The following is an 11,625-nucleotide window of genomic DNA, read 5'->3' on the forward strand; positions in this document are numbered from 1 at the left end:
ATAAGTACGAAGTCATCATACTGCTTCCAAAAAAGACCGGCAACTATTTTTACTCGAAGGAAAAAGTCTCCAAAATACGTTCTGCTGCTTTATCAACCGACAACGATTCATTCTGAATCAACAGATAAGGAATTTTCGGAAAATCCCTTTCAATTTCACCCGGCTCAGAATTCAAGCGACAATGTTGATGGCTCAACAATAACTCTTTTTCAGATGCACGGACATTTCGCTTCGAAGGTTTCGCCGCCAAGCGATCTTCTCCCCGATTTCTTTCCAACCGTTTTTCAACACTGCAAAAGAGTTCAACGAGGTACACTTTCTGCCGCGCTTTTTGAAAAATACGTACGATATCCTTTAAAAAGCGCCGATCCTGTTTATCTGAAAAATCAAGCACGACCGTGAAGATCAAATGCTTCGTCGGGTTTTGTTCAGGATCTTTTACGAAGGCCTTAAATAATGATTTTCGGACCGCATCAGACAATCGAAAAGCCTCTTTGCGATAGCCTAAATAACTGGCAAACAAGTCTAAGGTTTGATGATTGTAAAGCAGTCTTCCATCTATCCGCGCTTCTAAAGCACGACCCACAGTCATTTTCCCCACAGCTTGTGGCCCAAAAATAATAATCAATCCCACTTGTTTACTCCTTCCACAAAAAATTTGCCACTTTTTTATCAACGTCAGTATTTTCATGCAGCTGACTATGCTGTGCTTTTTCGCCAGTGAAGATTTCTAGGGAAACTGGATTTCCATTTGACTTAAGTAAAGAACGAATCGAAAGAGCGCTGGACAATGGTACCGTTCCGTCATCGGCAGCCTCCTCTGACAACTTCCCGCCAATCAACAAAATCGGCAGCTTTTTTGGTAAGTTGTTAATCCCGGCACGATAGTCCGTATACCGAGACGACTCTTGTGCTGGTCCATTCTCTGTTAAGTTTTTCAAATCCTGTTCTGCTGATGTATCAACAAAATCATTGAAGGGAGAACCAATCGCCACAAATTTGACGATTTCAGGTGCATCTTCCGGCTGACCATACGTTGTTAAATACCTTAATGAACTGACACCACCCATTGAGTGGCCGACAACGTTTACCTTCTCGATTCCCTGCTCCTTCAAAAACTTCATAACCTGATAAATCCATTCTGTTTGATTCCACTCGTTATTGACATTGTCACTAAACAGAACCTGAATACTCGGATTGTTTTTTTGATCAGTGAGTGTTCCTTCTGTTTGCAGACTCCCATCTGGCATCACTGTAATGATCGCTTCTTTTTTAGTAATAGTTTGTTTTTCCATTCGCTGGATCATTCCGCCAAAGGAATTAATTGTCCCTCCATATCCGTGAATAAAAAGAGTCGGGATGTCACTTTTTTGGACCGTTTCCTCCGTTTTCTGAGAGGAAGTTGATTTCTCGTTTGTACTGGAGCGATCGCCGCATGCTGAAAGCATCAACACACCAGCTAGCAGCACTAAGAAAGCTTTTATTATTCTCACCTTTTTCACCTGCCAAAAAAGGCCGAGACAACTGTCCCAGCCCAGATTTTATATTTTGTCTACCTGATCGAAGTCAAGCTCGGTACTTGTTTCACGCCCAAACATATCGATATTGGCTTTTACCTTTTCTCGTTCCTCATCAATTTCCGTGATGACGCCTTCAAGTCCAGCGAACGCACCTTCAATAATTTTCACTGTTTCCCCGACTTCAACTTCAAGGTCATGGGTTCTAGTACTCATTCCAATCGAACGAAGAATATGGTTAATCTCTTCTTGCATCAGTGGAGCTGGTTTGCTTCCGGCACCGTGAGAGCCGACAAATCCTGTTACCCCAGGAGTGTTCCGTACAACATACCAAGAATCATCTGTCATCACCATCTCAACTAACACATACCCCGGAAAAGTTTTGTGGACGACTTCTTTTTCTTTTCCACCTTTGATTTCCGTTTCTTTTTCTTCTGGTACAACAACGCGGAAGATGAAATCCTCCATTCCCATGCTTTGTGCTCGAGATTCAATATTCGCCTTTACCTTGTTTTCATAGCCAGAATAGGTATGCAGCACATACCATTGCTTTTCAAAAGATTCCATTTCCTTGGCTCCTCGTTCTAAAATAAAAAAACCTCAGCAAACTAAGGTTTTTCCTCAAAATTAGTATATCACGCTTTATGTGAATTGGCTACTAACGGATGATCAAATTGATCAAGGCTTGGACAGCCGTATCCATAATGAAAAACATCGCTGCAAATAGAATGGATGTTTCAATTACTACAAGTGCGTCATGGCGCAATTGCTTTTTGGAAGGCCAAGTGACCAACTTCATTTCTTCTCTTACACTTCGTAAAAACCCCACGGAATTCCCTCCTACTTCGTTTCTTTATGTAACGTATATTTATTGCAATATTTGCAAAATTTATTAATCTCTAAACGAGACCCATGTTTATTTTCACTGACTGCTTTGCTGTAATTCCTTGAACCACAGACCGTGCATGCCAATGCTGCTTTTTTGGTAGCCATCAGGTACCTCCTTACAAAAACTAACAGACTAACATTATCATCATTTTTTCGTCCTGTCAATCTGCCGAAAATTAATTATCTTTAACGCATATAATATGATATATTATGAAAGAATGAAACACTACTACTGGGGGGCATCACCATGTTATTGAAAAGTCTAGTTTATCTTAAAGAGGAGTTAACAACGATTACAGAATCTGCCACCTTGCAAGAGGCTTTAGATATTTTAGAAGAAACTGGATTTCGTTGTGTACCTATCCTAGACGAGAGTAAACAGATTTTCCGCGGAAATATTTATAAAATGCACATCTACCGTCATAAAGCGAATGGCGGTGATCTTGATTTGCCTGTCACTCACCTGTTAAAAAATGCGACAAAATTTATTTCCATCAATACTTCTTTTTTTAAGATCTTTTTTTCAATCAAGGAGCTGCCGTATATTACGGTTTTAGATGAAAACAATCATTTTTACGGCATTCTAACACACAGCACCTTGCTCAGTATGCTTTCTCAATCATGGAGCGTAAAGGCTGGCAGTTATGTTCTGACGATTCTCTCACCTGATAAACGAGGAGATCTTGCCGCAATGACAAAAATTATATCTAAGTACACCAGCATTGCAAGCTGTATTACCTTGGATATTGAAAAAGACGGCGAGGAGCGAAGAACCCTGATCACCTTACCGGCCGGAGTGGACGAGAAAAAACTTCACACGATTATCGATCATTTAGAACGAAAACACTTTAACGTCAAAGAAATCGAGTCATTGCGCCTTTCTTAAAACATACGTCTTCATGACTGACTCGAAAGGAGTGGCACTATGAATTGTACAATCAGATCTTGGCAGCTTTCCGATGCACCTGCATTAGCAAAAATTGCCAATAATCCTAAAATCAAAAATAATCTTCGTGATGGTTTTCCTTCACCGTATCGATTGAGAGATGCCGAAGAATTTATCCTGACCGTGTTATTGAACAATAAAGAGTTATCCTTTGCTATCTTAGCGGATGGACAACTTGCCGGCAGTATCGGTGCTGTTCGTCAAGCAGACATTCATCGAAGAACAGCAGAGTTAGGTTATTTCATTGCAGAGGACTTCTGGGGAAAAGGGATCGGAACAAAAGCGGTTCAACAAACCTGCGATCACCTCTTTGCTACAACGGATCTCCTGAGAATTTTTGCAGAACCATTTAGTCACAATACTGGCTCTTGTCGTGTTTTAGAAAAGGCTGGTTTTCAATTAGAAGGCATTTTGCACAGCAATGCCATCAAAGATGGGCAAGTGATCGATATGAAGATGTACGCTAAAATCAAAGAATAGCATAATTAGAGGCTGTGACAGTGATGTCACAGCCTCATTGTTTTTATAATCTTTGTTCAAAGTGCATGCTTTTGTTTATCAAATACATTACAGGTGCTGATATCGTCATAACGATGGCTTCACTCAAAGCAAGCCATGCATACGTTGCCCAAAAAGGGGCACCTGCTACTAAATACAGCATGATTGCGATTAAGACCATGCTTAGGCTAAAGAAAACCACGTTTAGAGCGATTCGAAGCTTCACGTTCTGAATCCTATTTTGAAGCAGTGCAGTCAAGCTTAACGCCAGCAAGGTTTGTCCTCCGCCAAATATGACATCCATCATTCCCATTCCAAACAAGGCATTGTAAACCACCACACCGCCAAAGATCCCCCAAATAAATTTGCGGTTAAATACGACCAGGTGATTCAAGCTTTCTGAAATTCGAAATTGGATAGCACCAGAAGCGACAGGTGAAACTAAGATCGTTAACGCCAAATATAAGGCCATAATGATTCCATTTGTCACAACGACACTCATTCGTTTCTTTTGTGTTACATACATATTCTTCCCTCTTTCTCCAAGTTTTGTTCACGCGGGATGGTTGATGAACCGCGGTAAAATTACTGGTAAATCATACTTTCTTTTGCTAGATAAGTCAAATGATTCCGAAAAAAATAAAAAAATCAGCGCATAATGATTCTGCTTGAGGAAGTCCTCTGCTATAATTAGCTTCTGAAAGGAAAGAAACCTATGAACGTTCATTATCACTTATTGATCAATCCTGCCGCTGGAAGTGGAAACGCCAGCAAAACAGCAGAAAAAATGATCCAGATGTTAGACCAAAACGATTATACCTACACTCCTTATTATACGGAACAAGCCGGAGATGAAAAAGAAATCGTGACTCGTCTAGCACAACTCTTATCCTCTTGGTCAATAGACTATCATGAAACGGAAGAACCTTTTCATTTATTGGTGGTTATCGGCGGAGACGGCACGCTTCACGAAGTGGTAAATCAATTTTTTACTCTTGATTTGAATCTGCCGGTCAGCTACATTCCTGCCGGTTCAGGGAATGATTTTGCTCGGGGAATCGGATTGTCTAGAGATCCTGAGCAGGCGTTTCGTCAAATCACTCAAGCCGACAAACCACAAAAAATCAATGTCCTGCTCTACGAAGAAAAAATCAAAGCAGAGCAAGGATTGGTTATCAATAATTTGGGCATCGGCTTAGATGCTCTAATCGTTGCTACGACTAATGCCTCTGCTTCAAAAAAATGGCTAAACAAATATAAGCTGGGCTCTATATCTTATATGTTCTATTTGCTAAAGGCATTATTCAGCCAAAAAACATTTCCTGTCTTAGTTGAAGTAAACGGGCAAACACTGGAATTTAAACACAGCTTTTTGTGCGTGACTACAAACATTCCGTACTTCGGTGGAGGTGTTCCGATCGCTCCAATGGCGGATCCAAAAAAAGAAATGCTGGATCTTGTGATGATCGAAAAACCAAATTTACTGGCAATTTTGCATTTGCTGGTTCAATTAGCACAAAAGAAACACACCAAAAACAAACATTATCAGCATTTTGCCAGCTCAAAAATTCGCATTGTTTCCATTATCCCACAGCATGGTCAGGCCGATGGAGAAACGATGGGAGAGCGTTCCTATGACTTGTTTCTGTCAACGAGCTCACAATACATTTGGTATAAGGAATAGATCCTATGTAAAAAAGAGGTTTCAAGCTCATTTCTTGGGCTTGAAACCTCTTCTGGTTTGATCTATATCGAATTTTTACATAAACAGAGCTGGAGTAATGCCTTCCATGCCGATCATTGGATCAACACGTTGCCGATCAATTGCCTCAACAGTCAAAATTGCTGGTCCGATCGGCGACTGCGCTTTTTGATCTACGAAAGGATCTTCCATTTTTGGTTTAGGAATTTCTTCCAAGTTCGCTGCCGATTGAATGCGCTCAATCAGCGTTGTTTTTCGAACTGCTGACTCCTTTCGCACACTTTCCTGAAAGGCACCTTCTTCCCCTAAGAGGATCAGCAACTCTTTACTGCGAGTAATCGCTGTATAAAGTAGATTTCGTTGAAGCATTCGTGAATACTGCTTTACCATCGGCAACAGGACCATTTGGAACTCACTTCCCTGGGCTTTATGGATGGAACAGCAATATGACAATTTGATTTTATTCCATTCATTTCGCTTGTAAGAGACTTCATTGCTGTCAAAGCGGATAACCAGCTCATCTACCTTATCTTCCGAATCTTTTGCCGGGATAATTCCTACAATAATCCCCATATCGCCGTTAAATACATTCAATTCAGGCGCATTGACAAGCTGCAAAACCTTGTCACCAATACGATAAACTGTTTCGTTCCACTGAACTTCTTTTTTGGTGCCATCGTTTGGATTAAATATCTCCTGCATCATTTTATTCAACGCATCGATTCCTGCGGGACCTCGATACATAGGCGCTAATACTTGGACATCTTGAGCTGTATACCCTTTTTGTTTTGCTTTCCCAACGATTTGTTCCACAACCTGTTCCATTTGAAAAGCATTGCAGGCGATAAATGAACGATCTTTTTGGTTTCTCGTAAAATCTTTCGGTAGCCGGCCTTGTTTGATTTCATGAGCCAATGAAATGATCGATGAACCATCTCCTTGACGGTAGATTTCAGTCAACTCGATTTTGGGAATCGCCTCTACCTGCAGGAGATCATGAAACACCTGTCCAGGACCGACAGAGGGCAGTTGATCTTTATCCCCAACTAAAATGACCTGCATATTTGTCGGAATAGACTTTAACAACGTATTGGCTAACCAAGTATCCACCATGGACATCTCATCTACGATCAGCAACCCGCCTTCTAATTCTCTTGCTTCAGTATCTGGTGTGTTCTCATGGCCATTTAACCCCAGCAAACGATGGATCGTGCTTGCTGGGAGTCCGGTTGTCTCATTCATTCGTTTCGCTGCACGTCCAGTTGGCGCAGCTAATAAAATCGGAAAAATCTCCTGAGTATAATCGGAAGGATCTAAGGAAAGCTCATTCAACTCGGCGAACAATTGTACAATCCCATTAATAACTGTGGTCTTTCCCGTTCCAGGTCCACCGGTTAAAATAAACATTGGTGAGCGAATGGCCTGCTTGATCGCTTGATCCTGCGAAGACCCATACACGATGTTTGATCGTTTCTCGATCACTCGGAGCGCTGATTCGATTTTTTTCTTTGGATACTTGATTTCCTTTTTTCGTTGCAGCAGGCGGGCGATTCCTTTGGCGATCCCCCACTCGCTGTAGAACAGTGTATTTTCGTACAAGCGAATCTCTTCCTGCTGAATTTTATCTTCTTCAACCAACTGGATGATCACGTTTGCTATTTGATCCGGTGAGATTTCTACTGCTCTAGCACCTTCAAGCAGCTCCAACGTTTCCTCCAAAAGCTTCTGGGCTTCAACAAAGGTATCCCCACTCTGATTGGCATCTTCATTGATTTGGTGCAGTACGGCTGCTCGAATCCGTTGGTCACTATCCGCTGCGATCCCTAATTGTTCAGCCAAGCTATCGGCCTTTTTAAAGCCGATTCCCTCAATTTCCTCAACCAACTGGTAAGGATTCTCCTGAATGATCTCCAGAGCTTGATTTCGATAGGTTTGAAAAATCGCAAACGATAGCTGGCTGCCAAACCCGTATTTGCTTAACCCAATGATTATCTTTTCCATGCCGTGATTCTGACGAACCGTCTCTACGATCGTTTCTTTTTTCTTTTGGTTCAAGCCAGGCACACGATTTAATACATCTGGTGAGTCGATAATCTGGTCGATGGCCTCTTCCCCTAAAAGGTCAATGATTCGTTCTGCTGTTTTTTTTCCAATACCAGGAAACTTATCACTAGACAGATAACTGATCATGCCATTGAGTGAAGTCGGCTGAGCCTGCTCATAGCTCTCTACCAAAAATTGTTTCCCGTATCGTGGATGGTCAACAAAATGCCCAATAAAACGATATTCTTCATCTTCCTGCACATCTCCAAAATTTCCGGTTACTACGATTTCCCGTTCTAAAAAATCGCTGTTGGTTTCTCGAATCTCCACTAGAAGAACCTTGTAAAAATTGCTTGGATTTTGAAAGAAAACAGCTTTCAATGTTCCCGTGATATACGTTGATTCCTCCGACATTTTGCCACCTCCTGATTATAAAATAGCGTCAGGTGTGTCTCCTAAGCCATTCAAAAAATCAATATCATTCCATTTTACCATTTTGTAAGCTTGATTGCTTCCTTGAGTTTCAAGAATCGACAAGCTATTGTTGAACAATCCACCTTGTGCTCTTAACGCATCGACAGGCTTACCGGACAAATATTGAATTGCTGCGGTCATGGATGAGCCGTGTCCAACAAACAACAATGGGCCTTCTTTAGCATTTTTGACCGCATGTTTGATCGTGCGTGTCATACGTTCCAGCATTTGATCCACTTTTTCCCCTCCGAAGGGAGTCGGGTCATAACAATCTAGATGGTGACGCAAATGGTCTAGGTTTTCTCCATATCGTTTGCGCATCGTTTCAATCGAACGGCCCTCTAAGTCGCCCAATCCCATCTCCTTCAATTCGTCTGTTCGAACGATTTCAACTGGATGCTTTAACTGATCACGAATACCTTCAGCAGTAACATACGCACGTTTTGAACTGCTGCTGTAAATTACCTCAAAAGGGATCTCCCCCAATGTCTGTCCCAGTTTTTCGATCGCTAAGTAACTTTCCGGCAATAAAGGAGAATCTCCCATCATTCCCTGAAAGCGTCGTTCTTTATTCCATTCTGTTTTTCCATGACGTGTAAAGTATAATTTCATGCCTGCTCCTTCAATCATTCGATTTAATCCAATTTGTCGTTGTCGTAGTGGTGAGTCAGCTCCAACTGAGGAAAGTCCTGTTGACGCAATGCTTCATAGATGACTAACGCCGCAGTGTTAGATAAGTTTAATGAACGAACATGCTGGTCGTTCATTGGAATCCGCAAACATTTCTCAGAATTTTCACGCATAAAATCTTCCGGCAGTCCTGTCGTTTCTTTTCCAAATAAGAAGAAGTGATCTTGCTGATCGTTATAATTTATCTCCGAATAAACCTGATTTGCGAATTTAGTGATCAAATGCAGCGGCCGTTTTTGCACATAGAGCAAGAAATCATTCAAGCTGCTATGGTAGGTGATTTCAACGTCATGCCAGTAATCTAATCCAGCTCGCTTTAAATGTTTATCGTCTGTCGAAAACCCTAGAGGCTCGATCAAATGAAGTGGTGTGTTCGTAGCAGCGCAAGTCCGTGCAATGTTTCCCGTGTTTGCAGGAATCTGCGGTTCAAACAAAACAATATGATTGGTCATTTTTGCTCCTCCTTAAAGAGCCATACGGTGTAAAACTCGATTCCGCACGGCTGTTTTTCAGGTCGTGTATCCCGAAAAAGAATTACTCATTTTTATCAATTTATTTTCATCTTATAAAAACTTGATTTTGACACAAAAAAACGTACCAACTCGGTGTCCAGCACGGCGAGTTGCTACGTTAGTGAAGCACTTTTCACTAACTTTTATCAGAACAGGAGACTGATAAAAACCAATGAAAAACAACTTGTTGTTACTATATCACCATGAAGTTAGAAATGCAACCATTTATTTCCATTTCATCTATTGAAAACGTTTCCTTTTATTTCCCTTTAATACATCAACGTCGATTGTAATTTTTTTAAGTGGATTCTCAGATAATTGCTGTTTTATTTTTGGATCTACCTGCCATTCTAAAGGCGACATTTCCAAGAGATCCAGCTGATTTTCTTCCGGAATGGTAAACTCATAAGTTAAACGTTCTCGTTTTTCGATTGACATCTCCATGTCAAATCGTTCGATCACTGCTTGATTTGAGTAAGGGGCCCCGTTTGGTCGATAAGCCGCTCTTAACTCTGCAAGATAATCCGCCTGCGGTACTACTTTGATGATGCTCCCTGTGTTCTTTAATACTCGTTCAAATTCTTGATAATGCGAAGGAGAAAAAATATTCAAAATTGCATCAAACTGTTGGTCCGCAAAGGGCAGATTGGTTAAGTCAGCAACACACCAAAAGGCCGATATTGGTTGGTTGGTAGCTAAATAAATCCCCTCTTTAGATAGATCGAACCCGATGGAAAAAGCAGGCGCCCTCAGCTGAGAAAGCTGCTGTATGAAGCTTCCTTCTCCACATCCTACGTCAAGCAGCGAGCCTTCAGGCAGCCAGTCATGAATGGTCTCAATGACTGGTCGATACATTCCTGACCGAATCATCTTGCCTCTAGGTATAAACATTTCTTGATCATATTCTGTTTTGATCTGGTGATCCAAAAAAAAGAGTGTTCCCTTTTTCGATAAATCATACTGATGGCCTGCCTCACAAATCAACCCTTTTTCTTTGGCACTCATTTTTTTGTGGCAATTTGGACAGCGAAACAACGCCGCGTGCTCTTGCAGGAACACAGCCCCTCGGTCAATTTTCTTCAGCATGTATTCACTTCCTTCTTTCTGATATAATAGCACAATCAAAACGTTCCTACTATTGGAAACATGTGCTACACTATGGACATTGGAGGGAATAGAATGATCAAAGAATTTTGTGCAGAAAATTTCACTGATATTCCGGCCGCAATCGCTGCTGGAGCAAATCGAATAGAATTATGCGACAATCTAGCTGTTGGTGGAACGACCCCCAGTTTGGGCGTCATTGAAGAAGCACTGGCTTATGCTGGAGAAAAGCATGTGCCGGTTATGACCATGATTCGTCCAAGAGGCGGAAATTTTTGCTATAATGATTTGGAATTAAAAATCATGGAGCAGGATTTGATCCATGCGAAAAATGCAGGAACAGATGGCGTTGTTTTCGGTTGTTTAACTCCTGAAAAGGAAGTGGATGAGGAAGCATTGGAAATTTTACTGGGCAACAGCGCTGGATTGCAGACTACGTATCATATGGCGTTTGACCAGCTGACTAATGAAAAGCAGTTTGAAGCGATTGACTGGTTTGTAAAATTAGGTATTGACCGGATTCTGACCCATGGCGGACCTTTATCACGTCCAATCGAAGAAAATCTCGCTCATTTAAAGGAACTGATCGACTATGCAGACGGACGAATCATTATTCTGCCCGGGGGCGGAATCACCAGCAAGACTGTGGAGCCCCTCTGCGGTAAGCTCGGTGTATCCGAAGCCCACGGAACAAAGATCGTTTCATTATAGATTATAGAAAGAAAAAGTGATCATGTTCCGCTTGTAAAGCGGAACATGATCACTTTTTTTTCTGCTTTAATTTTGTCTTCAGCCAAACAGTAAGCTTACTTTCTTTTAATCGGAGACGGACCGGATATTTCCCAGATAAATAATCTCGAATTTGACGCTTCTGGTCAAAAAAGATATTTAACGGCAAATTGTGAATATCGAAAAAACTGAAGGCTACGTACATATGTGAATCCATATTGCTTTGTGATTGTGCTTCCTTTGCTGTATATACATAGGTGATATCCTCTTCGGATTCCTTTGAATAAATGCCCACCAGTTCGAGAATTTCACTTTTGAATCCTAAATCTTCGTCGATCATCCGTTTGATACCTTCGCGCTCCCCTTCGTTTGGCAGCAATTGACCGCCTGGGAGCTCCCAAATCAATACACCTGGACGCCTGACCAACAATATCAACCCATTGCGTATAATGATCGCATAAGCTTTTTTCACTTTTTTCACTACTTTCAGTGTATGTCTTAACTTTACTTTACTTTTCCCAA

The 11,625-nt window shown here is 41.4% G+C and carries 15 protein-coding genes; 4 read left to right on the forward strand and 11 right to left on the reverse strand.

Annotation, left to right across the window (positions count from 1 at the left end; translation table 11 throughout):
* Nucleotides 1-49: 49 nt before the first annotated feature.
* The 5 genes from NRIC_RS09400 to rpmG form a co-directional block, all read right to left on the reverse strand.
* Nucleotides 50-634 carry an ATP-binding protein gene (locus NRIC_RS09400; RefSeq protein ID WP_146622446.1) on the reverse strand — a complete coding sequence of 195 codons (585 nt, stop codon included), beginning with the start codon at nucleotides 632-634 and terminating at the stop codon, nucleotides 50-52.
* Nucleotides 635-638: 4 nt separating this feature from the next.
* Nucleotides 639-1,493, reverse strand: coding sequence for an alpha/beta fold hydrolase (locus NRIC_RS09405; protein WP_444979472.1), 855 nt, complete (start codon nucleotides 1,491-1,493; stop codon nucleotides 639-641).
* Between the two features lie 48 nt (nucleotides 1,494-1,541).
* Nucleotides 1,542-2,084: a transcription termination/antitermination protein NusG gene (gene nusG, locus NRIC_RS09410; RefSeq protein WP_146622448.1), complete on the reverse strand. Its 543-nt coding sequence runs from the start codon at nucleotides 2,082-2,084 to the stop codon at nucleotides 1,542-1,544.
* 91 nt (nucleotides 2,085-2,175) lie between these two features.
* Complete coding sequence (gene secE / locus NRIC_RS09415; protein WP_146622449.1) at nucleotides 2,176-2,346, reverse strand: preprotein translocase subunit SecE; 171 nt, start codon at nucleotides 2,344-2,346, stop codon at nucleotides 2,176-2,178.
* A gap of 11 nt (nucleotides 2,347-2,357) precedes the next feature.
* Nucleotides 2,358-2,510 (reverse strand): 50S ribosomal protein L33, encoded by a 153-nt coding sequence (gene rpmG / locus NRIC_RS09420; RefSeq protein ID WP_146622450.1) that lies wholly within the window; start codon nucleotides 2,508-2,510, stop codon nucleotides 2,358-2,360.
* A 142-nt stretch (nucleotides 2,511-2,652) separates the two neighbouring features.
* Here rpmG and cbpA point away from each other — a divergent pair, with 142 nt between their 5' ends.
* Both cbpA and NRIC_RS09430 read left to right on the forward strand, forming a co-directional pair.
* On the forward strand, nucleotides 2,653-3,291 hold the full coding sequence (gene cbpA / locus NRIC_RS09425) for a cyclic di-AMP binding protein CbpA (protein ID WP_146622451.1): 639 nt from the start codon (nucleotides 2,653-2,655) through the stop codon (nucleotides 3,289-3,291).
* A 39-nt stretch (nucleotides 3,292-3,330) separates the two neighbouring features.
* Nucleotides 3,331-3,831 carry a GNAT family N-acetyltransferase gene (locus tag NRIC_RS09430; RefSeq protein ID WP_146622452.1) on the forward strand — a complete coding sequence of 167 codons (501 nt, stop codon included), beginning with the start codon at nucleotides 3,331-3,333 and terminating at the stop codon, nucleotides 3,829-3,831.
* Between the two features lie 43 nt (nucleotides 3,832-3,874).
* Here the strand turns inward: NRIC_RS09430 and NRIC_RS09435 are convergent, their stop codons facing one another.
* Entirely contained in the window at nucleotides 3,875-4,375 is a 501-nt protein-coding gene (locus NRIC_RS09435) for a QueT transporter family protein (RefSeq protein ID WP_146622453.1), read from the reverse strand.
* A gap of 189 nt (nucleotides 4,376-4,564) precedes the next feature.
* Between NRIC_RS09435 and NRIC_RS09440 the strand changes: the two genes are divergently transcribed.
* A complete protein-coding gene (locus NRIC_RS09440) occupies nucleotides 4,565-5,533 on the forward strand; it encodes a diacylglycerol/lipid kinase family protein (RefSeq protein WP_146622454.1) in 969 nt (322 codons plus the stop codon).
* A gap of 75 nt (nucleotides 5,534-5,608) precedes the next feature.
* On the opposite strand, the gene recD2 is transcribed toward NRIC_RS09440, so the two are convergent.
* The 4 genes from recD2 to NRIC_RS09460 form a co-directional block, all read right to left on the reverse strand.
* Nucleotides 5,609-8,008 carry an SF1B family DNA helicase RecD2 gene (gene recD2 / locus NRIC_RS09445; RefSeq protein WP_146622455.1) on the reverse strand — a complete coding sequence of 800 codons (2,400 nt, stop codon included), beginning with the start codon at nucleotides 8,006-8,008 and terminating at the stop codon, nucleotides 5,609-5,611.
* A gap of 15 nt (nucleotides 8,009-8,023) precedes the next feature.
* Nucleotides 8,024-8,680, reverse strand: a complete 657-nt coding sequence (locus NRIC_RS09450; RefSeq protein WP_146622456.1) for a histidine phosphatase family protein — start codon at nucleotides 8,678-8,680, stop codon at nucleotides 8,024-8,026.
* A gap of 23 nt (nucleotides 8,681-8,703) precedes the next feature.
* Nucleotides 8,704-9,210: a tRNA (uridine(34)/cytosine(34)/5-carboxymethylaminomethyluridine(34)-2'-O)-methyltransferase TrmL gene (gene trmL, locus NRIC_RS09455; RefSeq protein ID WP_146622457.1), complete on the reverse strand. Its 507-nt coding sequence runs from the start codon at nucleotides 9,208-9,210 to the stop codon at nucleotides 8,704-8,706.
* A 300-nt stretch (nucleotides 9,211-9,510) separates the two neighbouring features.
* A complete protein-coding gene (locus NRIC_RS09460; protein WP_146622458.1) occupies nucleotides 9,511-10,356 on the reverse strand; it encodes a methyltransferase domain-containing protein in 846 nt (281 codons plus the stop codon).
* 93 nt (nucleotides 10,357-10,449) lie between these two features.
* On the opposite strand from NRIC_RS09460, the gene NRIC_RS09465 reads away from it, so the two are divergent.
* Nucleotides 10,450-11,085 (forward strand): copper homeostasis protein CutC, encoded by a 636-nt coding sequence (locus NRIC_RS09465; protein WP_146622459.1) that lies wholly within the window; start codon nucleotides 10,450-10,452, stop codon nucleotides 11,083-11,085.
* A 49-nt stretch (nucleotides 11,086-11,134) separates the two neighbouring features.
* On the opposite strand, the gene NRIC_RS09470 is transcribed toward NRIC_RS09465, so the two are convergent.
* The gene (locus tag NRIC_RS09470) at nucleotides 11,135-11,575 is read right to left on the reverse strand and encodes an NUDIX domain-containing protein (protein ID WP_146622460.1); all 441 of its coding nucleotides are present in this window, start codon (nucleotides 11,573-11,575) and stop codon (nucleotides 11,135-11,137) included.
* Nucleotides 11,576-11,625: the final 50 nt, after the last annotated feature.

The organism is Enterococcus florum (genome assembly GCF_004309355.1).
Classification (GTDB): domain Bacteria; phylum Bacillota; class Bacilli; order Lactobacillales; family Enterococcaceae; genus Enterococcus_A; species Enterococcus_A florum.